Annotated in this window: 22 protein-coding genes, 6 tRNA genes and 1 pseudogene; 9 read left to right on the top strand and 20 right to left on the bottom strand. The window is 61.3% G+C overall.

All coding sequences use genetic code 11. The features are described 5' to 3' along the window. Nucleotide 1 precedes the first annotated feature (1 nt). Nucleotides 2-661 (bottom strand): transglutaminase-like domain-containing protein, encoded by a 660-nt coding sequence (locus AB3G88_RS09035; protein ID WP_480453735.1) that lies wholly within the window; start codon nucleotides 659-661, stop codon nucleotides 2-4. Between the two features lie 158 nt (nucleotides 662-819). Here AB3G88_RS09035 and AB3G88_RS09030 point away from each other — a divergent pair, with 158 nt between their 5' ends. Beyond that, nucleotides 820-3,267, top strand: coding sequence for an acyl-CoA dehydrogenase (locus tag AB3G88_RS09030; RefSeq protein WP_480453733.1), 2,448 nt, complete (start codon nucleotides 820-822; stop codon nucleotides 3,265-3,267). Between the two features lie 75 nt (nucleotides 3,268-3,342). After that, nucleotides 3,343-3,750, top strand: coding sequence for a PA2817 family protein (locus AB3G88_RS09025; protein ID WP_078732357.1), 408 nt, complete (start codon nucleotides 3,343-3,345; stop codon nucleotides 3,748-3,750). Here AB3G88_RS09025 and AB3G88_RS09020 read toward each other — a convergent pair whose 3' ends face one another. Next, nucleotides 3,751-4,698 (bottom strand): LysR family transcriptional regulator, encoded by a 948-nt coding sequence (locus tag AB3G88_RS09020; RefSeq protein WP_480453732.1) that lies wholly within the window; start codon nucleotides 4,696-4,698, stop codon nucleotides 3,751-3,753. 89 nt (nucleotides 4,699-4,787) lie between these two features. Between AB3G88_RS09020 and AB3G88_RS09015 the strand changes: the two genes are divergently transcribed. Beyond that, the gene (locus tag AB3G88_RS09015; protein ID WP_191960404.1) at nucleotides 4,788-5,414 is read left to right on the top strand and encodes an alanyl-tRNA editing protein; all 627 of its coding nucleotides are present in this window, start codon (nucleotides 4,788-4,790) and stop codon (nucleotides 5,412-5,414) included. A gap of 213 nt (nucleotides 5,415-5,627) precedes the next feature. Continuing rightward, nucleotides 5,628-7,367 carry a dipeptidase gene (locus AB3G88_RS09010; protein WP_480453730.1) on the top strand — a complete coding sequence of 580 codons (1,740 nt, stop codon included), beginning with the start codon at nucleotides 5,628-5,630 and terminating at the stop codon, nucleotides 7,365-7,367. Between the two features lie 108 nt (nucleotides 7,368-7,475). Here AB3G88_RS09010 and AB3G88_RS09005 read toward each other — a convergent pair. The 6 genes from AB3G88_RS09005 to AB3G88_RS08980 all read right to left on the bottom strand — a co-directional run bounded on the left by AB3G88_RS09005 (nucleotide 7,476) and on the right by AB3G88_RS08980 (nucleotide 8,148). After that, nucleotides 7,476-7,551, bottom strand: a tRNA-Gly gene (locus AB3G88_RS09005). 3 nt (nucleotides 7,552-7,554) lie between these two features. Next, nucleotides 7,555-7,630: transfer RNA gene (locus tag AB3G88_RS09000), tRNA-Glu, on the bottom strand. Nucleotides 7,631-7,733: 103 nt separating this feature from the next. Then, nucleotides 7,734-7,809, bottom strand: a tRNA-Gly gene (locus AB3G88_RS08995). A gap of 3 nt (nucleotides 7,810-7,812) precedes the next feature. Then, nucleotides 7,813-7,888: transfer RNA gene (locus AB3G88_RS08990), tRNA-Glu, on the bottom strand. Nucleotides 7,889-7,993: 105 nt separating this feature from the next. After that, a tRNA-Gly gene (locus tag AB3G88_RS08985) sits at nucleotides 7,994-8,069 on the bottom strand. A gap of 3 nt (nucleotides 8,070-8,072) precedes the next feature. Further along, a tRNA-Glu gene (locus AB3G88_RS08980) sits at nucleotides 8,073-8,148 on the bottom strand. 358 nt (nucleotides 8,149-8,506) lie between these two features. Between AB3G88_RS08980 and AB3G88_RS08975 the strand changes: the two genes are divergently transcribed. After that, a complete protein-coding gene (locus AB3G88_RS08975) occupies nucleotides 8,507-9,277 on the top strand; it encodes a hypothetical protein (RefSeq protein WP_099586714.1) in 771 nt (256 codons plus the stop codon). Nucleotides 9,278-9,376: 99 nt separating this feature from the next. Continuing rightward, nucleotides 9,377-10,204, top strand: a complete 828-nt coding sequence (locus AB3G88_RS08970; protein ID WP_480453729.1) for an alpha/beta fold hydrolase — start codon at nucleotides 9,377-9,379, stop codon at nucleotides 10,202-10,204. A 20-nt stretch (nucleotides 10,205-10,224) separates the two neighbouring features. Here the strand turns inward: AB3G88_RS08970 and AB3G88_RS08965 are convergent, their stop codons facing one another. The 4 genes and pseudogenes from AB3G88_RS08965 to AB3G88_RS08950 form a co-directional block, all read right to left on the bottom strand. After that, the gene (locus AB3G88_RS08965; RefSeq protein ID WP_371926548.1) at nucleotides 10,225-11,067 is read right to left on the bottom strand and encodes a methyl-accepting chemotaxis protein; all 843 of its coding nucleotides are present in this window, start codon (nucleotides 11,065-11,067) and stop codon (nucleotides 10,225-10,227) included. 15 nt (nucleotides 11,068-11,082) lie between these two features. After that, nucleotides 11,083-11,310: pseudogene (locus tag AB3G88_RS08960) on the bottom strand (HAMP domain-containing protein); the annotation flags it as partial. A gap of 997 nt (nucleotides 11,311-12,307) precedes the next feature. After that, nucleotides 12,308-13,720: an aminotransferase-like domain-containing protein gene (locus tag AB3G88_RS08955; protein ID WP_480453728.1), complete on the bottom strand. Its 1,413-nt coding sequence runs from the start codon at nucleotides 13,718-13,720 to the stop codon at nucleotides 12,308-12,310. Nucleotides 13,721-13,921: 201 nt separating this feature from the next. Then, complete coding sequence (locus tag AB3G88_RS08950) at nucleotides 13,922-14,683, bottom strand: SDR family oxidoreductase (RefSeq protein ID WP_158877356.1); 762 nt, start codon at nucleotides 14,681-14,683, stop codon at nucleotides 13,922-13,924. 228 nt (nucleotides 14,684-14,911) lie between these two features. On the opposite strand from AB3G88_RS08950, the gene AB3G88_RS08945 reads away from it, so the two are divergent. Next, complete coding sequence (locus tag AB3G88_RS08945) at nucleotides 14,912-15,919, top strand: NADP-dependent oxidoreductase (RefSeq protein WP_480453727.1); 1,008 nt, start codon at nucleotides 14,912-14,914, stop codon at nucleotides 15,917-15,919. A 97-nt stretch (nucleotides 15,920-16,016) separates the two neighbouring features. Here the strand turns inward: AB3G88_RS08945 and pyrF are convergent, their stop codons facing one another. Continuing rightward, nucleotides 16,017-16,715, bottom strand: coding sequence for an orotidine-5'-phosphate decarboxylase (gene pyrF / locus AB3G88_RS08940; protein ID WP_480453726.1), 699 nt, complete (start codon nucleotides 16,713-16,715; stop codon nucleotides 16,017-16,019). A gap of 259 nt (nucleotides 16,716-16,974) precedes the next feature. Between pyrF and AB3G88_RS08935 the strand changes: the two genes are divergently transcribed. Continuing rightward, on the top strand, nucleotides 16,975-17,739 hold the full coding sequence (locus AB3G88_RS08935) for a response regulator (RefSeq protein WP_112196932.1): 765 nt from the start codon (nucleotides 16,975-16,977) through the stop codon (nucleotides 17,737-17,739). Continuing rightward, nucleotides 17,739-18,776, top strand: a complete 1,038-nt coding sequence (locus AB3G88_RS08930) for a sensor histidine kinase (protein ID WP_480453724.1) — start codon at nucleotides 17,739-17,741, stop codon at nucleotides 18,774-18,776. Before AB3G88_RS08935 ends, AB3G88_RS08930 begins: the two co-directional genes overlap by 1 nt. On the opposite strand, the gene AB3G88_RS08925 is transcribed toward AB3G88_RS08930, so the two are convergent. The 7 genes from AB3G88_RS08925 to AB3G88_RS08895 form a co-directional block, all read right to left on the bottom strand. After that, entirely contained in the window at nucleotides 18,773-19,834 is a 1,062-nt protein-coding gene (locus AB3G88_RS08925) for an AI-2E family transporter (protein WP_480453722.1), read from the bottom strand. The two genes, AB3G88_RS08930 and AB3G88_RS08925, sit on opposite strands and share 4 nt — an antisense overlap. Before the next feature lie 73 nt (nucleotides 19,835-19,907). Beyond that, nucleotides 19,908-20,726: a DUF4892 domain-containing protein gene (locus AB3G88_RS08920; protein WP_480453720.1), complete on the bottom strand. Its 819-nt coding sequence runs from the start codon at nucleotides 20,724-20,726 to the stop codon at nucleotides 19,908-19,910. A gap of 102 nt (nucleotides 20,727-20,828) precedes the next feature. After that, nucleotides 20,829-21,683 carry an alpha/beta hydrolase gene (locus tag AB3G88_RS08915; RefSeq protein ID WP_099586724.1) on the bottom strand — a complete coding sequence of 285 codons (855 nt, stop codon included), beginning with the start codon at nucleotides 21,681-21,683 and terminating at the stop codon, nucleotides 20,829-20,831. Continuing rightward, on the bottom strand, nucleotides 21,680-22,483 hold the full coding sequence (locus tag AB3G88_RS08910) for an alpha/beta fold hydrolase (protein ID WP_099586725.1): 804 nt from the start codon (nucleotides 22,481-22,483) through the stop codon (nucleotides 21,680-21,682). Before AB3G88_RS08910 ends, AB3G88_RS08915 begins: the two co-directional genes overlap by 4 nt. 96 nt (nucleotides 22,484-22,579) lie before the next feature. After that, a complete protein-coding gene (locus AB3G88_RS08905; protein ID WP_158877350.1) occupies nucleotides 22,580-23,023 on the bottom strand; it encodes a hotdog fold thioesterase in 444 nt (147 codons plus the stop codon). A gap of 123 nt (nucleotides 23,024-23,146) precedes the next feature. Then, a complete protein-coding gene (sixA, locus tag AB3G88_RS08900) occupies nucleotides 23,147-23,596 on the bottom strand; it encodes a phosphohistidine phosphatase SixA (RefSeq protein WP_400524968.1) in 450 nt (149 codons plus the stop codon). Further along, nucleotides 23,593-23,940 carry a DUF4389 domain-containing protein gene (locus AB3G88_RS08895; protein WP_029292722.1) on the bottom strand — a complete coding sequence of 116 codons (348 nt, stop codon included), beginning with the start codon at nucleotides 23,938-23,940 and terminating at the stop codon, nucleotides 23,593-23,595. Before AB3G88_RS08895 ends, sixA begins: the two co-directional genes overlap by 4 nt. Between the last annotated feature and the right edge of the window lies 1 nt (nucleotide 23,941).

Below are 23,941 nucleotides of genomic sequence, written 5' to 3'. Positions count from 1 at the left end.
TTCACCCGCGGCTTAAATCGCTCTGCAGGTCGCCCAACAGGTTTGGCTTATCGTCGACAAACAGGTGCGGGTAACATTTCTGAATATGGGTGAAGAACAATTCCTCGGGCACATCTGCAAATTGCCCGTGGTCCACCAAGTACTCCATGGAGCGCTGGCCCTGGCGATTGAACGCGTGAAACACACTGTCGTTGCGCCCGTCGAAGTCCAGCGGCGGAACATCGAATACTTCGCACAATTGCTGATTGAATGCCGGCGTGGCTTTGACCCAGCGGCCGTTCAAGTACAGCTCGGTGTAGCCGTGCATGGCGAACACATCGCTCTTGAGCAACGCAAGCAGGCGCGGGGTCGACAGGTGATTGCGCACATCCGCCAGGCCAATGCGCGCCGGGATCCCACAGTGGCGCGCGCAGGCAGCAAGCAAGGTGGCCTTGGGCACGCAGTAGCTCTCACGGGTGGCCAAGGCAGAGCTGGCATTCAAGGTGTTTGGATCGCGGCTGAAGGTGTAGGGGTTGTAGCGCACGGCATCACGCACGGCGTAATAGAGACTGACTGCCTGGTCAGTTAAATCCGCACGGGTTCCGCGATGTTTTTCGGCGAACTCCACCACCGCAGGGTGGTCACTATCGATGAAGCGGCTGGGACTCAGGTACGTTTCCATGAGCGCTGTCTCCGAGGGAAGCCTGGAGTCTAACGACAGGTCGGCCGTGGAGATAACGACGAATCGGCCAAATCTCGTAACACCCTGATCACCGCGCTTTCTCGGATGCCGACTAAGCTCCCTGGTGGTTTCGCCCCTGGTTTCACGGAGGATTGAATATGCTGTTGTTGTGGATACTGGTTCTGGTGGTCGGCGTTGCCTACCTGGCACATCGCCGCACCGCGCCCCTGCCCGCCTTGGGCGTGGTCGCCGTCTACCTGCTGGCGATGGGCGCCTGGAGCCACGCACCGGGTTGGCTGTTGCTGATCTTCTGGGTGTTGATCGCTGTCGTGGCCGCACCCTTGCTGCTGCCGGACCTGCGCCGCCAATATTTCACCAAGCCACTGTTCAGCTGGTTCCAGAAAGTCCTTCCGCCCATGTCCGAAACCGAGCGCGATGCCATCGACGCCGGCACCGTGTGGTGGGACGGCGAGCTGTTCAGCGGCCGCCCCGATTGGGACAAGTTGCTGGCCTACCCCAAAGTGCAGCTGACCGAAGAGGAACAAGCCTTCATCGACGGCCCCACCGAAGAACTCTGCGCCATGGTCAGCGACTGGGAAATCGGCCAGGCCATGGACTTGCCGCCGGCTGCCTGGGAGCACATCAAGACCCACGGTTTCTTCGCACTTATCATTCCCAAGGAGTACGGCGGCAAGGGTTTCTCAGCCTACGCTCACTCCCAGGTGGCGATGAAACTCGCCACCCGCAGCGGCGACCTCGCCTCCACCGTGATGGTGCCAAACTCCCTCGGCCCGGCCGAACTGCTGCTGCACTACGGCACCGATGAACAACGCAACCACTACCTGCCACGCCTGGCCCGCGGCGATGATATCCCGTGCTTCGCCCTCACCGGCCCACTGGCCGGCTCCGATGCGGGCGCCATGCCTGACACTGGCGTGATCTGCAAAGGTGAATGGGAAGGCAAGGAAACCCTCGGCCTGCGCCTGAACTGGGAAAAACGCTACATCACCCTGGGACCGGTCGCGACCCTGCTCGGGCTGGCCTTCAAAGCCCATGACCCGGACCATCTGTTGGGTGAAGAGGAAGATCTGGGTATCAGCCTGGCGCTGATTCCCACCGACACCCCCGGTGTGGAAATCGGCCGTCGTCACCTGCCGCTCGGCGCCGCCTTCATGAACGGCCCCAACTCCGGCAAGGACGTGTTCATCCCCCTGGAATTCCTCATCGGCGGCCAGGAAATGCTCGGCAAGGGCTGGATGATGCTGATGAATTGCCTGTCGGTGGGCCGTTCGATTTCCCTGCCGGCAGTCGGCACCGGCGCGGCCAAGTTCACCAGCCTGGTGACCGGCCAGTACGCCCAGGTGCGCGAACAATTCAACGTGCCACTCTCCGCCTTCGAAGGTATCCAGGAAGCCCTGGCCCGTATCGGCGGCAACGCCTGGCTGATGGACAGTGCGCGCATGCTCACCGCCAATGCCGTTGACCTCGGGGAAAAACCTTCAGTGCTGTCGGCAATCCTCAAGTACCACCTCACCGAGCGCGGCCGTGAATGCATCAGCCACGCGATGGACGTACACGGCGGCAAGGGCATCATCATGGGCCCCAACAATTACCTGGGCCGTAGCTGGCAAGGTGCGCCGATCTTCATCACTGTCGAGGGCGCGAATATCCTCTCGCGCAACCTGATGATCTTTGGCCAGGGCGCCATCCGCTGCCATCCGTTCGTGCTCAAGGAAATGGCGCTGGCCGGTCGCGAAGACCATGACCAGGCGCTGAAGGAATTTGACGGCCTGCTGATGCAACACGTCGGTTTTGCCGTGAGCAACGCCGCGAGCACCCTGGTACTGAACTTGGGCTTTGGCCGCTTTGAGAAAGCGCCGGGTAACCGCTTGAGCCAGGGTTATTTCCGTGCACTCAATCGCCAGGCTGCGGCCTTCGCCCTGCTTGCGGACTTGAGCATGATGCTGCTGGGCGGCGAGCTGAAACGCCGCGAACGCCTGTCGGCACGCCTGGGGGATGTACTGAGCCATATGTACCTGGCTTCAGCGGCGCTCAAGCGCTATCACGATCTGGATTCGCCGGACCACCTGGAACCGCTGTTCGCCTGGGCCATGGAAGAAAGCCTCGGCGAGTCGGAACGTGCGCTGGATGAGTTGCTGGGCAACTTCCCGAACAAGGTGCTCGGCTGCCTGCTGCGGGTGATTGTGTTCCCGTTCGGCCGTCGCCATACCGGGCCGTCCGATGCACTGGATGCCGAGGTGGCCGCCGTCATCGGCCGCGCCAAAGGCGACCCGACACTGGAAGAATTGCTGGCCGGCTGCTACCGCCCACAATCGGCGGACGATCCGGTCGGCGCCCTGCAACACGCCTACGACCTATTGGGTGCCAGCCATCCGCTGCAGAAAAAACTCCACACCGCGCTCAAAAGCGGCCAGGTCAAACCGACGGCCGGCGAGCATGCCATCGACGCCGCGCTGCATGCCAACGTGCTGCAACCGGGCGAGGCGCAGACGTTGCGCGACGCTGAAGCAGCGCGGCGCAAGGTGATCGACGTGGATGATTTCAGCAAGGAAGAACTGACCCAGGCTGAGGGCACAGTCCGCTGATCCCAGCGGTCATATAAAAACGGGCGCGAGGGCTATATACTCTCGCGCCCGTTTTTGCTTTAGAGGACTTATCTCGTGTCCAACGTCGTTGCCGATCATCTCGTCTTGCTCGACCACCTGCGCAGCATCCTGGTTGCCGTCGGCGAAGCCGAACAGGTGCCCGAGGAAAGCCACACCCTGTTCCTGGAGCGCTTCGACGAACTGCGCGCCCTGCTGCCGATTGACCCGATCGAAAGCCAATACCTGGGCCAGGACCTGATGAGCCAAGTCATTCTGCGCTACCCGCAAATTGCCCACCTGGTGCCACGCGATCTGCTGTGGTTCTTCGGCGGCGATTGCCTGCATTTTATGCCCGACGAAGAGCTGGACCTGTACCAGGCTCTGGAAGAACGTCGTTATGAGGCCGAACAGAACGACGAGCCGTTCGACTGGAACCAGGAAAAGCAACTGCTGGCCATGCCCCAGGATCAGAGCAAGCACTGATCAGCCAGCCGTACCAGAGGGCCGACGCAATGTCGGCTCCTTCGCCATACACTCCACCAGATAATCAATAAACACCCGCAGCTTCGGCGGCAGGTAGCGCGTGGGCGAATGCAGCAACCACGCCTCGCCATGGTAGGACGCAATAAAATCCCACCCTGGCAACACCTGTACCAAACGCCCCTCCTCCAGCGCATGGCGCGCCGTAAAGAACGGCAGGCTGCCAATCCCCACATGTTGCAACACCGCATCCAGCCGCACGCCGGTGTGATTCGCTGCATAACGCCCGTGCACGCCGACGGTCACTGCCTTACCGTCCTGTCGGAATTTCCAACGCGAGTCGCCGGGGGTTTCGCCAAGGTAAATGCAGCTGTGTTCCAGCAAATCGTGGGGATGCTCCGGCATACCGTGATTGGCCAGGTACTGCGGCGTAGCACACAGCAAATGCTCAATCGGCAATAGCTGCCGCCCCACCAGCCCCGGCGGCGGGCTGTCGGTGATGCGAATGCTCAGATCAACATTGTCATCGATCATGTCTACCTGCCGGTCCTCTAGGATCAACTGCACATCCACCTTGGGATACCGCCGCAGAAACTCCGGCATATGTGGGTGCACCACAAACCGCCCCACCGCCTTAGGCACACTGACCCGCACCAGCCCCTCGGCCTCATGGGTGAATTGGCCACTTATTTCCATCACCGAACGCGCTGCGCTGACCATCTCCTGGCAGCGCTTGAACACCTCTTCACCGCCTTCGCTCAAGCGCAGTTTGCGCGTGGTGCGTTGCAGCAACCGGGTAGCCAGGGCCTTTTCCAGGCGCGAAATACTGCGACTCACCGCCGAGGGCGAAACGCTCAATTGCCGTGCCGCTCCGGAGAAGCTGCCGGTCTCTACCACCTTGACGAAAATCGCCATTTCCCCCAGCAGCGGTAACGGAAGATTGATGCTCATGACGCACAGGTCCATTGATATTTGAGCGGATTATCACCTATCCAAGCACTATTTATACTGCCCGCAGAACCCTGATGCGGATGTAGAAGATGACCGAGCGCCTGTTTTTCACCCACGATCACCTCAGTGCCGAGCTTGAAGTACTGAGTTGCACGCACTGCGACGACCAGTTTGCGGTCATTTTACAGTCGACGATTTTCCATCCCCAGGGCGGTGGCCAGCCGTTCGACACGGGCTGGCTCGGTGATGCTCAGGTCCTGCGCGTCACTCAGGAAGCTGATCGCGTAGTGCACTATGTCAACCAACCTGTAGCTGTGGGTCCCATCACCGCGCGGGTCGATGAACCACGCCGTACCCTGCACACACGCCTGCATTCCGCCGGACATTTGATCGGCAACGCCGGCGAAACCCTGGGCTGGATGCCGATCAAGGCGCACCACTGGCCGGGCGAAGGCAAGATCACTTTTATCCGTGGCGAAAGCGCGCAAGCCATTGACGCCGAGACCCTCCAGCAGCGGATCAACCAATGGATCGCCGCAGATTATCCGCGCCATATGGCCCTGGATGACGGCACCCGCGAGGTGGGCTTCGGCGAGCTGCCCACCTACGCTTGCGGCGGTACCCATGTGCAAACACTTGGCGAGCTGGGTGAGGTAACTATCCTGGCCCTGTCGGAAAAAAAGGGCGCGCTGTCGGTGCGGTACAGCCTGGACTAAACCGCGACGATTCTTCGAGCGCTGCGCCCAGAGACGCCTCTAAACCGCAGGTTACAGCGCTGCAACGTGCGCATTCGAGGGTGCTATCGAGTTTTTAGATAAGCCTCTTTTTGGCCTCCCTGGCACACCTTTGCAGTGTTAGTGTGTGGAAATGTTTCTGACACATTGATCAGAAACCCCCTACTCTCCCTTTGCAAAGGAATGCCTCTAACCATGCACTTTCCCCTCAAGCAATTGGCAGCTGCGACCTTGCTCGCGGCGAGCCTTTCGGTGATGAGCTCCGCCGTTTTTGCCAACATTACGCCGGAGCAAAGCACGGCAATTCTGAAGGGTTTCAACGAAACGTCAGTTACCGATTTTCGTGGTTTCCTCAGCACCCTGGCCAAGGGCGACCTGGGTAAAACCGCTGACGTGGGCCCGGCCATCAGCGCCTTCCTCGACAACCAGGCCCTGACCGCCGACCAGCAGAACGACATCCATCGCTTGCTGGGCATTTACACCCGAGTGAAGTACGGCAAAGCCGCCCTCGACACCCTGCGCGAACTGGTGGAAATCCCGACCTTCAACGTGGACGGTGTGCCGCAATACAAGAACCCGGAATTCATTCGGATTGCCGACAAGATCCAGGCCCTGGCCGAGAGCTTTGACCTGAATTTCCGTAACGTCGACAACCGCGTGTATGAAATCTCCCTGGCAGGCAGCGGCGACGAGGTAGTGGGTATCCACGCTCACGCCGACGTGGTGCCGGTGACACCGGAAAACTGGGTATTGAAGGACGGCACCCACCTCGATCCCTTCAAGGTCACGCTGATCGGCGACCGCATGTATGGCCGCGGCACCGAGGATGATAAAAACGGCATCGTGGTAGCGATGTATGCCATGAAGGTGATCAAGGAAGAAAAGCTGCCGTTGGCGCGTAATTTCAAGCTGCTGGTGGACACCACTGAAGAAACCTCCGGCGACGCAATCCCTTACTACTTCGAACGCAACCCGACGCCGCAATACAACCTGGCGCTGGACGGCGGCTATCCGGTGGTGATTGCCGAAAAAGGTTATGGCACCGTCATGGCCACTTTCCCGCGCCGTAAAGGGGAAGGCAAAGGCGCAGAAATCATCGCAATGACCGGCGGCATGGCCACCAACCAGATTCCGTCGGCGTCGGTGGCCACGTTCGTCAGCGAAAAACCTGCCGAATTGGCAGCCAGCCTGCAAAACGCCGGCACGGCATACGCCAAGCGCAACGGTGGTGATTTTGAGGTGAGCGCCAAGGTCGTGGGCAAGGATGTCAAACTGACCGTCACCGGCGTGTCGGCGCACTCCTCCGAGCCGGAGGCCGGTATCAACCCGGTGGCGCGCATGCTGGAGCTGATCCACAGCGTCGACGGCAAGATTGCCCTCAAGCACAACCACATCACCGACGCTGCACGGTATGCGTCCGACAATTGGGGCCTGGATTACCTGGGTGGCAAATTGGGCGTGGGCTTCTCCGATGATTTCATGGGGCCGCTGACCACGTCGCTGACCTTTGTCGGGCTGGACGACAACACCTTCAAGCTGGCGGTCAACCTGCGGGTGCCGAAGGGCAAATCCCCGGAGAAACTCAAGGCTGAGATCGCCGAGAAACTGAGCGCCTGGGACAAGAAGACCAAGGTCAACGTGGACTTCACCTACTCGGTGGCCGAGCCGATGTTCCGCAACCCGGAAGGTGAATGGGTGAAGGCCTTGCTCGCGGTCGCCAGCGAAAACCTGGGCATGGAACATAAATTCGGTACTTCGGCCGGCGCCACCTCGGTCCACGAGCTGCCGAACGGTGTACAGTTTGGCCTCGCGCGCCCGGAAGTGAAATACACCGGGCATACCGACAACGAGTTCAAGACGGTCGACCAGTTCTTGCTGGACTTGCAAATCGTCACCGAAATGATGGGCCGCATCGGCCAACTGCCCACGCTCTGACCCGCGTTCGCGCCCGCCGCCAGGCGGGCGTTGGCCCCTCACTTCAGGGTGTTGCTCAAATCCCAGGCAAAAAAAAGCCACTCGATTGAGTGGCTTTTTTCTTGAATATGGAGCGGGAAACGAGACTCGAACTCGCGACCCCGACCTTGGCAAGGTCGTGCTCTACCAACTGAGCTATTCCCGCAAATGGCGTCCCCTAGGGGACTCGAACCCCTGTTACCGCCGTGAAAGGGCGGTGTCCTAGGCCACTAGACGAAGGGGACACGCTACTGAAACACATGGTGTGTATTTCAGTGCCCAGAGGCCGAATCCGAAGATGAGGCCCTGGTTTCACTCAGCGCCGCCCGAAGGCCACACTGCTTAAAATGGAGCGGGAAACGAGACTCGAACTCGCGACCCCGACCTTGGCAAGGTCGTGCTCTACCAACTGAGCTATTCCCGCAAATGGCGTCCCCTAGGGGACTCGAACCCCTGTTACCGCCGTGAAAGGGCGGTGTCCTAGGCCACTAGACGAAGGGGACACGCTACTGAAACACATGGTGTGTGCTTCAGTGCCCAGAGGCCGCATCCGAGGATGGGGTCCTGGTTTCACTCAGTGCCGCCCTAAAGCCACACTGTTTGTAAATTGGAGCGGGAAACGAGACTCGAACTCGCGACCCCGACCTTGGCAAGGTCGTGCTCTACCAACTGAGCTATTCCCGCATATGGCGTCCCCTAGGGGACTCGAACCCCTGTTACCGCCGTGAAAGGGCGGTGTCCTAGGCCACTAGACGAAGGGGACACACGTACAACATTCACTACTCATCGCGTTTCGCTGTGTGCTTTACGCTTTAAGTGGCGCGCATTCTATGGATGGATTGGGAGGTCGTCAACCCCCAAGGATAAATTTATTAAAATCAATGACTTCGCCCGCGTTTACCGGCGCTTGCGGGCATTCTGCCTGTCCGCACCTTGACGCCTATATTCTGGCACCCGACAAGACGCTATAGTTCGCCCTGGCAAATGATGGCAATGTGCATTCACGCAGGGAGCGCGTATCTATATAGAAGAAACTACCTGGGCAACTGGTCGATCAGACCTATCCGATAGCCGGCTCAGTCACTACACTCCACTGCAAACCCTATAAAGAGGTCACACCGGTGACACCACTCATGATCACCCTGCTGGTAATAGCCGGGATCGCAATACTGATCGCCATTGGCTACATGAACCACGTGGTGGAAAACAACAAGCTGGAAAAGCAGCGCACCCAGATCGAGCTTAACGATCGCCTGCGCCGTTGCGGTGAGATCACCGAAACATTCCCAGGCCAACTGATGACGCCGGCGCTCAAACTGTTGTTGACCCGCCTGGAGCTCAACGTCAACCAGCGGTTGTTGAATCTCAACAAGACCAGTGCACCGATCAAGGCGCGCATCACCGAGCTGAACACCTTGGTGGCCCAGGGCGAATCCATCCCGGTAAACAACCCGCCGGCACCGATCCAGACCGAAGCCAAGGCCAAGGACGTGCGTTTCCTGCTCGAAGCCCTGCACGGCCAGGTAACGCGCGCGGCCCAGGATGGCTTCCTGCCCTCCAACGAAGCCAAGCACTGGATCAAGGAAATCCGCCATATCCTGGTGCTGCTGCACATCGAATTCTTCAACAATCTCGGCCAGCACGCGCTGCAGCAAGGCCAACCAGGCCAGGCACGACTGGCTTTCGAACGTGGCGTGCAGTACCTGCGCAAGCAGCCGGAGCCGGTGCTCTACAGCGCCCAGTTGCAACAACTGGAAGGCCAACTGGCCCGCGCCAACTCCACGGTGCTGGCTAACAGCCAACAGGCGGTAGAAGAAGTCAGCGAATTGACCGAAGGCATGAAAGAAGTCGAAGCCGACGCCGAGTGGAAGAAGAAAGTCATCTACGACTGATGCTCGCGAAACAATAGGTGCCATCACCCTGGCACCTATCCTCCACCCGCCGACTAGCGTAAAAAAGTGCCCCTCACTCCGTGAAGTCAGAGGCCTGCTATGCCTATCGCCGTCATTGATGGACATCCACTGCATTATCTCGACCAGGGCACCGGCCCGGCCGTCCTGCTCGGCTCCAGCTACCTGTGGGACCGCGGCATGTGGGCGCCGCAGATCGAAGCCCTGTCGCAACAGTACCGTGTGATCGTGCCCGAACTCTGGGGCCACGGTGAATCGGGCCAACTACCCACGCAGACTCGCTCCCTCGACGACCTCGCGCACCAGAACCTGGCCCTGCTGGATCACTTGGATATTACGCAGATCAACCTGGTGGGCCTCTCGGTCGGCGGAATGTGGGGTGCGCGCCTGGCGTTGAAGGCGCCCGAGCGCATCAATAGCCTGGTGCTCCTGGACACCTACCTCGGCGCAGAGCCCGAGGCTACGCGCCAGTATTACTTCTCGCTGTTCAAGATGATTGAAGACGCCGGCGCGATTCCCGAGCCGTTGCTGGATGTGATCGCGCCGATCTTCTTCCGCCCGGAGATCGACCGCAAATCAGCGCTCTACCAGGACTTTCGCGCGTCGCTGCAAGCTTTTTCCCGAGACCGCCTGCTGCAGAGCATCGTGCCCTTGGGTCGGTTGATCTTCAGCCGCGACGACGTGCTGGAACAGCTGTCGGACCTGGACGCTGACACCACCCTGGTGATGTGCGGCGAGCAGGACAAACCCCGCCCACCCACCGAATCCAACGAAATGGCCGAACTGATTGGCTGTGCCCTGACGTTGATTCCAGACGCCGGGCATATCTCCAGCCGCGAAAACCCGGACTTCGTCAACGAAGCGCTGCTGACCTTTCTCGCCAACCACGCTGATCGCCCTCCCCTTTGATCGCAGCCTCTGCACTGCGGTCAAAGGCGGAAATGCCCCACCATCCCCTTGAGCTCCGCCCCCAACTGCGCCAGCTGGATGCTCGACGCCGCGTTGCCCTGCATGCTCAACGCCGACTGATCAGCACTCGCCCGGATACTGGTGACGCTGCGGTTGATCTCTTCGGCCACTGAGCTTTGCTCCTCGGCCGCAGCGGCGATCTGCTGGTTCATCTGCTGGATCAACGACACCGCGCCCGCGATACTGCCCAGGGCACTTTCGGTTTCCAGGGCATCGCTGACCGCCAGTTTGACCAGCTCGCCGCTTTGCTGGATCTGCTGCACCGAGGATTGCGCCGCGCTGCGCAAAGTGCTGACCAACCGCTCGATTTCTTCGGTTGATTGCTGGGTACGCTTGGCGAGCGCCCGCACCTCATCGGCCACTACCGCAAAGCCACGGCCCTGTTCACCTGCGCGCGCGGCTTCGATCGCCGCGTTCAGGGCCAGCAGGTTGGTCTGTTCCGCCACGCTTTTGATCACGCCCAGCACGGTGCCGATGTTCTGGATTTCGGCACTGAGGCTCTCGATGCTCGCACTGGCACTGGTGCTGGAAGTGGCCAGCAACTCGATGCGCTGCAGACTCTGGCGCACCACTTGCTGCCCACTGTCGACCTTGTCATCCGCCGTCTGCGCGGCTTGCGCGGCCTCTTCGGCGTTGCGCGCCACGTCGTGCACCGTGGCGGTCATCTGGTTCATCGCGGTGGCCACCTGCTCGGTTTCTTCCTTCTGGCTGCTGACCTCGACATTGGTTTGCTCGGTGACGCTTGAGAGCGTCTGCGCCGAGCTGGCCAATTGCTCGATTCCGGCCTGCAGGCCGCTGACCATCTGGCTCAGGCCGTTGCCCATCTGTTGCATGGCCTGCATCAACTGGCCGATCTCATCACGACGACTGACCTCCATGCGCCCGCTCAGATCCCCAGCGGCAATCTGCTGCGCCACCGCAATCACACTGCGCAGCGGCGCGACGATCAAACGGGTAATCACCCATGCGGCAATCAGCCCCACCAGCAAGGCCAGGGCCGACGAGCCGATGATCAACAGTGCGCTTTTTTTCAGTTGTGCCTGCATCGACAGGTCTTCGGCGTCATAGGCCTGATTGACCCGGCTGACCACCAGGGCCGCCCGGTCATGCAGTTGTTTGTAGACCACTTTTTCCTGCGCCAGCAGGCCGGTGTACTCACCCAGCTTCTCGCTGAACGCAGCAATGTGCCCGGAGACTTCATTGAGCACTGTCTGGTATCCGGAGTCCTTGACCGAGGTTTTCAGCTGTTCGACCTGAGCCAAGGCCTGGTCGGCCTGCTCGATCTTGCCTTGCTCGGCGTCCTCGGCGTCCCCTTTGCGGCTCTGGTCAAGGCGCACATGGGCTTCGTTCATGGCTTGCAACATCAAGCGCGATACCTGGCTGACCTGTCCGGCCTGCTCGATAAACTCGGCGCCCTCCTTGCCCTGGCTTTGCTTGAGGCCATAAGCCCCATCGTCCGCAAGGCCGGCCTGCAACACATCAAGGTTATTCGCCACGCTGGACACCGACCAACTGGCCATTTCCAGCGCCAGATCCTTGGTCTGGGTCAGTTCGACAAACTCATCGAACGCTTTGCGGTAAGCGGCCAGTGCCTGCTCGACATCGGTCATCACCGGCACGTTCGCCGCAGACTGGACCTTGAGGGAGGCGGCCTGGGCTGCCAAGGCGTCGACGCTTTCATGCAGCGCGTCGACCGCCTTGGGGTCGGCGTGCAGCGCGTAGTCCTGCTCGATCAGGCGCACCTTGAGCAAGCCGCTATTGAGCGACGACATGGCCTTGAGCCCTTCGAAACGCTGGCCAACGGTCTGCAGGGACCACACGCCAATGGCCGCCACCAACGCGGTCAGCAGCAGCACCAGCATAAAGCCCAAGCCCAGTTTTTTCGCCATACCGAGGTTGGCGAAACGTCGTTGCACGCCTGAAATCATTGCACTTGAATCCTCTTGCAATGGCAGATGCCATCAAGCCCGATTGACATGCAGCGAGATTCGCAACCACAAGGCACTGAACACAAGACGCTGGCGCCACAATAATGGCAAAAAGCTACACGCTCGTCGTTTTCAGAATGATCGAGGTCGATCTGGCGGGTCCCATGGCACTGAACAACGCCAAGGCCCGCGGATCAGTTGCATAGGCCACATTGATGCGCAGCCACTCGCTGGCCTGCGCCGTCGGGCTGAACAACGCCCCAGGAGACAACAACACCCCTAGCCGCCGGGCACACATCTGCAACAGCGAAGGCTGCACCTCTCCCGGTCGCGCCCACAGGAACATGCCCCCGGCGGGCACCGCGAACACCTCCCATTCTTCGTCTTCCAGCACTTGCAGGGTGGCCTTCATTTCGGTACCCAGTCGCTTGCGCAGGCGCTGTACCCATTTACGATAGGTGCCATTGGCCAGCAGCGTGGCCACCACTGCCTCGGCGAACCGCGAGGTGCCGAACCCGGTCAAGGTCTTGAGGCTGGCCAGTTGCGCGATGATCGCCGAACTGGCACTCAGATACCCCACGCGCAACGCACTGCTCAAGGTCTTGGAGAAACTCGCGACGTAGATCACCCGATCATCATGGGGCAACGCCGCGAGCCGCACGCAACTGGCATGTTGCAGGTCACCGTAGACGTCTTCCTCAATGATCAGGAAGTTTTCGCGGTGAGCCAGCTCCAGCAGGCGCTCGGCCACCTCGCGGCACAAACTCGTACCCGTAGGGTTGTGATGAACGCTGTGGATGAACAGGCACTTGGGCCGATGTTGCTGCAGCAAGGCTTCCAGGACCGAGAGATCGGGACCGCCCTGTATACGCGGCACCTCCAGCAGTTGCACGCCCTGGAACACCAGTTGCTGATAGAGGTTGCCGTACCCCGGTGTTTCCACCACCACGCAATCGCCTGCCTTGAGCAGCGTGCGTATCAGCAAGTCCTGGGCATGGCCCGCGCCTGCGGTCGTGAGGATGCGGTCCACGCTGGAAGCGATATGAATCTGCGTCAGACGCTTGAGCAGTTGCTCACGCAACGCGGGCAGCCCCAACGGCGTGCTGTAGTTGAACAGGCCTGCAGTGTCGGTACGGGTGACTTCACGAATCGCATAACTGATGTCATCGCTCTCGCGCCAGGCATCGGGTAACCAGCCGCAGCCCAGTTTCAACTCGCCCAGCGGGTTGTCGGCAAAGCTGCCCCATTCGCGCTCCGCCCCCTCATACCAATTGCCTTCGTGGGAATCCCCCGGCTGGGCCACCACAAATCCCGAGCCCTGCCGGGGCGCCAGCACCCCCTGCGCGACCATCCGTTCGAGTGCTTCGATCACGCTGGATTGGCTGAGCAGGTTATCCAGGGCCAACTGGCGGATGGACGGCAAGCGCGTGCCGGGGCTGATCCCGTCCTTGCGAATCCATTGCGCCACTGCACTGACGATTTGCTGCACCACCGGTACAAGGGCTTGTCGATCGATCCCTAAATCCATGAGCCACTCACTTCAACTGTCTGTTATCAACCCAAAGAGTTAAGCACAGAAGCGGTTGATTGCCGGGCGCATAAATTTATTAAAGTATTGATTTTATTGGGTTATTTACCTAATGACACATATTCGGTCGCGGCGTTGTGCCAGCTCTGGAAACGCCCCACAGCGCCCCAGCCTATTTCGAATGGGGGCCGACGCAAGGTCCTAGATCGCCGTCGCGCCACCGTCCACGGCCAAGGCGTGGCCGGTGGTGAACGCCGCTCCGTCGCTGCACAGGTAAAGCACGGCGCTGGCGATTTCCTCGACCTTGCCGATACGTCCGACCGGGTGCATGGCGGCGGCGAATTCGGCCTTGCGGGGGTCGGCTTCATAGGCACGGCGGAACATGTCGGTGTCGATCACTGCGGGGCAGACGGCGTTGACGCGGATTTTCTTCTTGGCGTACTCGATGGCCGCCGATTTGGTCAGGCCGATCACCGCATGCTTGGAGGCCGCGTAGATGCTCATCTTCGGCGCCGCGCCAAGCCCCGCGACCGACGCGGTGTTGACGATAGCGCCGCCACCCTGTGCCAGCAGCAGCGGCAACTGGTACTTCATGCACAGCCATACGCCTTTGACGTTGACGCCCATGATGGCGTCGAACTCATCCAGGCTGCCGTCAGCCAGCTTGCCCTTCTCAATCTCGATGCCGGCGTTATTAAAGGCGTAGTCCAGGCGGCCATAAGCGCTGACGGTCTGCGCCATCAACTGCTGAACATCCGTCTCCTGCGTGACGTTGCAGCGCACAAACAGTGCCTCGCCACCGGCCTGGTGGATCAGCGCGACGGTTCCCTCGCCGCCCGCCACATCCAGGTCGGCAACCACAACCTTCAAGCCTTCGGCGGCGAACGCCAGCGCGGTAGCGCGACCAATACCGGCGGCGGCGCCGGTCACCAGGGCGACCTGGCCAGAAAACGTCATGCTCATGGGGGATGTCCTATGGGAGAAATAGCCGTGGGACGAGTCTAGCCAACAGCACGCCGGACGCGTCAGCACTATCAAAAGCCCGGTTAGGGCAGCATGCGCACCAGTGATAACGACACCGGGCGCACTATCAACGCAGCCTATCGAGCAGCATTCGCACCCAAAGCCAGCCTTGCCCCCAAGCCGTTCAAGGTCTATCACTCATGCTCCACTTTTTAAAGAGTCCCTGCCATGACCGCCCAGACCAACCGCCAATTCCTGCTCGCCAAACGCCCGGTCGGCGCGGCCACGCGGGACACCTTCACCTATCAGGAAGTGCCGGTGGGCACGCCCCAGGACGGGCACGTGCTGGTACGCAATGAATACTTGTCCCTCGACCCAGCCATGCGCGGCTGGATGAATGAGGGCAAGTCCTACATTCCGCCCGTCGGCATCGGCGAGGTGATGCGCGCACTCGGCGTGGGCAAGGTGATTGCTTCGAACAACCCGAAATTCGCGGTCGGGGACTACGTGAACGGCGCCTTGGGCGTGCAGGATTATTTCCTCGGCGAGCCCCGCGGCTTCTACACCGTCGACCCTAAGCTTGCCCCGCTGCCCCGCTACCTTTCTGCACTGGGCATGACCGGCATGACGGCCTACTTCGCGCTGCTGGACACCGGCGCGCCCAAGTCGGGTGACACCGTGGTGATCTCAGGCGCAGCCGGCGCCGTAGGCAGTATTGCCGGGCAGATCGCCAAGCTTAAAGGGTGCCGCGTGGTCGGCATCGCCGGTGGCGCCGACAAGTGCAAGTTCCTGGTGGACGAATTGGGTTTTGACGCGGCCATCGATTACAAGAACGAAGACGTACCCGCCGCTCTCAAGCGCGAATGCCCGAAGGGCGTGGATGTGTATTTCGATAACGTCGGCGGCGACATCCTCGACGCAGTACTCAGCCGCCTGGCGTTGAAGGCTCGCGTGGTGATCTGTGGCGCCATCAGCCAGTACAACAATAAGGAAGCGGTGAAAGGCCCGGCGAACTACCTGTCACTGCTGGTCAATCGCGCGCGGATGGAAGGCTTTGTGGTGATGGATCACGCGGCGAATTTTGCCGCCGCCGGGCAGGAAATGGCCGGCTGGATGGCTCAGGGCAAGCTCAAGAGCAAGGAAGATATTGTCGAGGGGCTGGAGACGTTCCCGGAGACGTTGATGAAGCTGTTCAACGGCGAGAACTTTGGGAAGTTGGTTCTGAAGGTCAGCTGATACAGCGCAAAACCAATGTGGGAGCTGGCTTGCCTGCGATGCGCAGGGCCATCGGGGGCAAGCTTGCTCCCACATGGGGTTCTCACAGCGTCAGGGATCAGGCGATCTCGGCAACAACCGCCGCCAACGCCTTGGCCGGATCCGCCGCCTGGCTGATCGGACGGCCGATTACCAGGTAATCGGAACCCGCATCCAGTGCCTGGCGCGGCGTCAGGATACGGCGCTGGTCATCCTGGGCACTGCCCGCCGGGCGGATCCCCGGGGTCACCAATTGCAGCGACGGGTGGGCGGTTTTCAGCGCCTGGGCTTCCAGGGCCGAACACACCAGGCCGTCGAGGCCGGCCTTCTGGGCCAACGCGGCCAGACGCAGCACCTGCTCCTGAGGCTCGATGTCCAGGCCGATACCGGCCAGGTCTTCGCGCTCCATGCTGGTCAGCACGGTCACGCCGATCAGCAGCGGTTTAGGGCCGCTGCGCTGTTCCAGCACTTCGCGGCAGGCCGTCATCATGCGCAGGCCGCCGGAGCAGTGCACGTTGACCATCCACACGCCCATTTCGGCGGCGGCCTTGACCGCCATGGCGGTGGTATTCGGGATATCGTGGAATTTCAGGTCGAGGAACACTTCGAAGCCTTTGTCACGCAGGGTGCCGACGATTTCTGCGGCGCAGTTGGTGAACAGTTCCTTGCCGACCTTGACCCGGCAAAGCGCGGGGTCCAACTGGTCAGCCAGCTTCAGTGCGGCGTCACGGGTGGGGTAATCCAGGGCGACGATGATAGGAGTCTGGCAGACGGACATTGGAATGGGCTCTCAGGCAAGTCGAAATCGGCGCGGATTGTAGCGCAAGCAGCGGCGTTGCGGGATCCGATGATCGGTAAATACTGACCAACCGCCATTTCACGGGCCTTTCGGGCAAATGTTTCAAAGCTGATACATTCACGACATGCCCCCAACACGCCCCGCCGCTAGCCTCGCCCGCACGACCCTCCGACCAGCACTTCCAGCCATGGGGCTGGGCGCCTATGCTGACCGCAACAACCAGGCAGATGATCGCATTATGCATACCCCTTTTGTCCCTGTGAACGACGAGCAAAAAGGCGCGGTGGCCGCCGATGACAAGCGCTGGAACACCCGTGCGCTGATCGTCGACGACGATGTGCCGATTCGCGAACTGCTGATCGACTACCTGGCACGCTTCAATATTCTCGCCACTGGCGTCACCGACGGCGCCGCAATGCGCCAGGCGATGCAAGCCGAAACCTTTGACGTGGTGGTGCTCGACCTGATGCTGCCGGGCGAAGACGGCCTGTCGCTGTGCCGCTGGCTGCGCTCGGATTCGGATATTCCGATCCTGATGCTCACCGCCCGCTGCGAGCCCACCGACCGCATCATCGGCCTGGAGCTGGGCGCCGACGACTACATGTCCAAGCCGTTCGAACCACGCGAACTGGTGGCACGTATCCAGACCATCCTGCGCCGCGTACGCGATGACCGCACCGAGCAGCGCGCCAATATCCGCTTCGACAACTGGCGCCTCAACAGCGTGCTGCGCCAACTGGTGGCGGACGATGGCCTCGTAGTGCCGCTGTCCAACGCCGAGTTCCGTCTGTTGTGGGTGTTTATCGAGCGCCCGCGCCGGGTGTTGAGCCGCGAGCAGTTGCTGGATGCCGCCCGTGGTCGGTCCATTGAAGCGTTTGATCGCAGCATCGATTTGCTGGTCTCGCGCCTGCGTCAGAAACTGGGGGATGATCCCAAGGCGCCGCAGTTGATCAAGACCGTGCGCGGCGAAGGCTACCTGTTTGACGCGCGGGATATCGGCTAATGCGTACCCCCTTCAATACGCTGTTCGGTCGGCTGTTCGGCGTGTTGCTGGTGGCGATTGTGCTGGCACATGTACTGGCGATTTCTTGGTTCCGTTATTACGGCCCTCCCCCGCCGCCGCCTCAGGAAACGTTTGTCGAGGAACCGGACGGTACTTTGATGCCGGTGCATAAGGAACATCGTCGCCCGTGGTTTGGCGGCCCGGTAGTCCCACTGACGTTCCAGTTCATCTGCCTGATCATCGCCGCCTGGTATGGCGCCAAGCTGCTGAGCCGACCGATCCAGCGCCTGAGCGAAGCCGCCGAACGCCTGAGCCTGGACCTCGACAGCCCGCCGCTGGATGAGTCCGGGCCGCAGGAAGCGCGCAAAGCGGCATCGACTTTCAACCTGATGCAACGCCGTATCCGCGAACAAGTCAGCCAACGTGCACGCATGCTCGGCGCCGTCTCCCACGACCTGCGCACTCCGCTGTCACGCCTCAAGCTCCGCCTGGAGCAGATCGACGACACCAGGCTGCAGGGCCAGATGCGCCAGGACCTGGACGACATGATCGGCATGCTTGATGCCACCCTGAGCTACCTGCACGAGCAGCGCACCAGCGAAACCCGACATTGGCTGGATGTGCGGGCGCTGGTGGAGTCACTGAGTGAAAACGCCCAGGACCAGGGCTGCGACGTGCAGTTCGCCGGCACTTGCGTGCCGTTACAGGTGCAACCGATGGCCCTGCGCTCGTGCTTGAACAACTTGATCGACAACGCCTTGCGCTATGCCGGCACGGCGCGGGTTGAACTGGAGGATAGCCGTGAAGCCCTGATCATCCGCGTGATCGACCACGGCCCGGGAATCGCGGCCGATCAGCGCGAAGCCGTATTCGAGCCCTTCTTCCGCCTGGAAGGCTCACGCAACCGCAATTCCGGTGGCGTCGGCCTGGGCATGACGATTTCCAAGGACGCCGCTGAGCGCCTCGGCGGTCGCCTGAGCCTGGAGGAAACCCCAGGCGGCGGTTTGACCGCCGTGATGTGGCTGCCCCGGGCTTAGAGAGGTTTGTCTTCGCGTCGCCCTTGAGCCTGGGTTGCGCTCCAATCCATCAACAGGCTGTACGCCACGGCCAACAGGGTCGGGCCGATAAACAGACCGATAAAACCAAACGCGATCAAGCCGCCGAACACCCCGAGCAACACAATCACCAGCGGCAGATTGCCGCCACGGCTGATCAGGTACGGCTTGAGCACGTTGTCCACGCCACTGATGATGAACGTCCCCCACACGCCCAGGAACACCGCGTAGGTGTAATCGCCCTTCCAGGCCAGCCACGCCGTGGCCGGGATCCACACCAACGGCGGCCCCATGGGAATCAGGCTGAGCAGGAAGGTCACGATGCCGAGCACCAGCGCGCCAGGCACTCCGGCAATCCAGAAGCCGATCAGCGCCAGCACGGCCTGGGCAGCGGCGGTGCCGATCACGCCGTTGACGACCCGTTGCACGGTCCCCGCGACCAATTCGATGTAATAACCGGCACGCTCACCGATCAAGCGTTCGAGCAGCCGATGGACGAACATCGCCAACCGTGGCCCGTCGCGATAGAAAAAGAACACGAACACCAGGCTCAGGGTCAGCTCAAGGATACCGCCGCCGATCTGCGCGCTGCGCGCCAACAGCCAGTTGCCCACCTGGCCCAGGTACGGCTTGATGCTGACCATCAGCGCGGCGCCCTGCTCGTCGATGCTGTTCCACATCCCGACCAGGCGCTCCCCCAAAAAGGGGATTGAGCCCAGCCAGGTTGGCGCCTCGGGCAGCCCGTCGACCTGGACATCCTTGATCAACGCCACCGCATCACGCACATGGTCCGCCAGGTTGAACCCCAGCCACACCAGCGGCACCGCCACCAACAGCATCCAGCCCAGGGTCAGGATGCCAGCGGCCAGGGATTCACGGCCACCCAGCCAGCGCGTCAGCAGCACCATCAACGGCCAACTGGCAAACGCCAGCACCGCGCCCCAGAACAGCGCCGACCAGAACGGCGCCATCACCCAGAAACTGGCACCAAACAGCACCAGCAGCAGGATTTGCACCAGCAGGCGATCGTTATTGAGCATGGGGTATCTCGGAAAAAAGGCTGTAGGAAGTAAGCTTAGGCGAACGGCTCGGGTCCGTTCGCCTTATAGGCGGTCAGCGTATCAGATGCAGGTGCAGGCCTTTGGTTTCACCGGTACCGGTTTCCAGGCGCGCAGCGCGCACACCCTTGTCGACCAGGGCCTGGCGCCAGGCTTCGGCAGTGGGCCCGGACAGGCTGACACGCAAGGTAGTGTCGAGGTTCAAGCCACGGGAGATCAGCGTCAGCCAGGTGTCACTGGGCTCGGCGCCCAGCGCTGGAAGGTCCAGTTCGCCGGTGCTCTTCAACTCGCGCAACAGGGTGGCCGAGGTGGGCAACAGGTCGCCCAGCGGCGCGCTGGCGTCCAGTTGCTCTACGTGCAGATAGGCACGGCGGTTGCCTCGGGTGATGCCGTACAGCGCCACCAGGGAATTGTCCTGCGGGGCCGCCAGACGCAGCAGCAGGTATTCCTGCTGGCCATCGGCGCCGACCAGCTTGGCGTTGCCGAAGATCTCGTTGGCCCACAGGCTGCTTTCACCACAGTCGCGGGCCTTGCACCAGAACAACAGTTGCGCGCCCTTGGCCTGCAAGGCTTCGCGGGTAGAGGTAAATGCAGCGTCGGAGCTGTGTTCGGCGGGCAGTTCGTAGGTAATCACCGTGGCTTGGCCTCGGGCGATGGCCTGGCCTTCATAGCGCAGTTGGCCGCTGATCTTGCGGATCGCGCCCATGGGGTAGATGCGTTCTTTTTCTTCAGCGGGGCGGTAATCGACGATTTGTGCGTCGACCTGCCGGGCCACGGCGGGCAGGTCCTGGCTTCCCGGTACGTCGGCGGCGAACACCAGTGGGCTGAGCAGGCTCAGCCCGAGGATACGGATACAGCCGTTACGCACGCTCATAAGCTCAACGAGCCCTGGCCATTGGAGGTCACAGCGGTGTTGAAAACATTCATGGTTGACTCCCTTTCAATCCGCCCAGCCTCGGCAGTTGACCGCCCCAAGTCAAGGCGCGGAGAAGAACCGATTGAAACAGTCTGCAACAAGGACCGCACCCGGCTCATCATTCAAGTGCAAATGATGGCCGCCTGGCAGTGTGGTTACCGTAAAGGGTAGCTGGGAAAGCAATTCAGGATGTTTCGCCAACATGCCGTCAGCGGCGACCACCAACTGCGTAGGGCATCCCACACGCCGCACGAAGGCCATCGCCTGCTCATCGGTCAGACGAATCGGTGAAGCCAGTGTCAGGCGACTGTCCGAACGCCAGGTGTAACCACCCGGCACCGGCATCAAACCGCGCTGGGCCAGCAGCTCGGCGGCTTCACGGCTGACGGCCACCAAGCCTTTCATGCGCGCTTCGACCGCTCGGTCCAAGGTGCTGTAGACCGGCTTACGCTTGTCCTGCAGGTTCAATTGCGCCTGCAAGGCCATGCCCAGGCGCTCGGCAGCGTTCTCGCCACTGGCGGTGGGTGGGATCACGCCGTCGATCAATCCCAGGTGAGTCACCCGCTCCGGCATGGCGCCGGCCAGCACCAGAGAAACGATGGCACCGAGGGAGTGGCCAAGTAATGCAAAACGTTTCCAGCCCAGTTGCTCAGCGACTTGCAGTACATCGTGGACGTAATCCCACAACGCATAACCGGCACCCGTAGGACGGTGCGCCGAATGCCCATGGCCGGCCATGTCCAGCGCCACGATACGCAAGCCCGTGAGCTTGGGCGCCAGGCGCGCAAAACTGTTGGCGTTGTCCAGCCAGCCATGCAGGGCAATCACCGGCAAACCGTCTTCGGGACCAAACAGGTGGGCCGCCAACTCGATATGGGGCAGGCTCAGGCGCACTTCTTCGACCGGCGCGCTCATGCGCAACTGCGCTCACGGGCTTCCCAGCGGGCAAACAGGGTCTTGATCAAGGTCGCAGTGTCCTGGGGGCGTTCGAGGGGGAACATGTGGCCGCCGGGCATGGTGAGCATTTCGCCCATGGGCAGACGGTCGACCCCGCTGGCATGGTGACGCATCACCACCCGGCTCTGGCGACCGCGCACCACCGCCAGCGGCACCTTCAACTGGCGCACCTGACCGGGGCTGGTGTGGGGCACGCCACGGTAGATGCTGATTTCGGTGGCCGGGTCGAAGCGCAGGCGCAGTCGGTCACCCGCTTGATACAGACCATGTTGCAGGTAAGCGTCGAAGCACTCCGGGTCGAAGCCACGGAACAGGGTCTTACCGGCAAAATAGCTGCGCGCTGCGTCGAGGTCAGTGAACTCTTCACGACGGCCCAGGGTGCGGCCGGCCGGGGTCAGGCGGTCGATAAAACCGAAGCGCTTGGCGGCGCGGATCACCCAGCGGTCCGCACGCGTCAATACCGGAGAATCGAGCATCACCACACCGCGATACAGCTGCGGGCAGCGCATGGCCGCGTGCAGATGCAACACGCCGCCCAGGGAGTGGCCCACACCCCACACCGGTTCCGGCTGCTGTTCCAGGTGGTGGATCAACTCGTCGACCAGGTTCTGCCAGTTATCATCCACCGGAAACCTGGGGTCGTGACCGTGCTGTGGCAGGTGAGCCACTGTGTATTCCGGGGCCAGGGCGGCAAACAGCTTGCCGTAGGTGGCCGAAGGAAAGCCATTGGCGTGGGCAAAAAACACGTGCTGCGACATACCGGCCCCTCTATAAAAACAGAGATTGATTGTCACCATGCCCGGGCAGCACAGCAATGACTGTAACTGCCAGGAATGGTGACACTCACGCCACACCTATCGCGGCGGCGGGTTCTCGCCCAGCGGCACCACGGCCATGGTCAAGCGGGAAACGCAGTTGACCTTGCCATCTTCGGTGGTCAGACGGATGTCCCACACCTGCGTGGTGCGCCCGATATGGATCGCCTTGGCCACCGCCGTCACTCGTCCGCTGCGCACACCGCGCAGGTGATTGGCGTTGATCTCCAGGCCTACGCAATAGAACTTGCTCCCGTCGATGCACAGGTAAGCCGCCATGGAGCCGACGCTTTCTGCCAGCACCACCGAAGCGCCGCCGTGCAGCAGCCCGTAAGGCTGATGGGTACGGTGATCGACCACCATGCTGGCGGTCAGGGATTCGTCGTCGAAGCTTTCAAAGCGGATATCCAGCAGTTCACCGATGGTGTTTTTCTGGCTGGCGTTGAGTTGTTCTATATTCGGTGGGTTGCGCCACAGGCTCATGCGATTGTCCTTGTTGGTTTTATTACGACCCTAATCCTGCCACACAATCGCATCGGAACGCTCGTTTCAAAATCGACGCCGCACAGCCGTTTACACCCCGCAGGGATAAAGCAGCGATATAGCCTACGGGTTCTTCACACTCACCAGGCTCATCAGTCCCGTCAATGGGAAGTCGCCCTCCAGTTCCGCCAGGCTGGCGGTGTGCATCGGTTCTGGCTGGCGTAGGTGGCCGTGCTGCAAGTAGCTGATCAAGCTGCCGACCAAGGGTTGATGACTGACCAGCAGCACGTTGTCATCCGTGTCGAGCTTTTCCAGCACCTGCAGTGGATTGCCCTCCGGCGTCAGCCAAGGCACCGTGCGGATTTCTGGTTCAAACCCCAACGCCTCGCGTACCAGTTGCGCGGTTTGCTGCGCCCGCACGTAGGGGCTGGCGATAATGGCGCTGAGCGGCTGGCCAATCAGATGCTCAGCACTGCGCAACACTTCGCCACGGCCATGTTCAGTGAGGTTGCGTTCGGCATCCGTACGCGCATGCCCTTCGGCCTCGCCGTGGCGCAGAATCCACAACTTCACAGTTTTGGCTCTTCATCGCGCACTGGGTGCGGCGCCGGGGGCACGCTATGGGCGGCTTCGCCCTCGGGCGCGCGCGGGGTTGGCCAGTCGGCGAAGGGCCAAGGCTTCTGCTCGCTATGGAAGCTGCCGAAGCGGCCGATCTGGGCGAGGAACTGGCTGAGGCTGTCGCCAAAATTCATCAGGCCCAGGTTCGGTGCGCCGTAGATCAAGCGATAGATCAATTGCACCACGACCAGCGCGCCGAGAATGAACTGCGCGACTTGCCACACCAGGGCAAACACCAGCATCCACAGGATGCGCAGGACAATGGATTCGTACTTGGGAGCTGCTTTCGGATCGTTCATG

The sequence above is a fragment of the Pseudomonas arvensis genome, from assembly GCF_056688935.1.
Note: the sequence above shows the minus strand (reverse complement) of the source record. Positions and strands in the feature narration are given on the sequence as shown.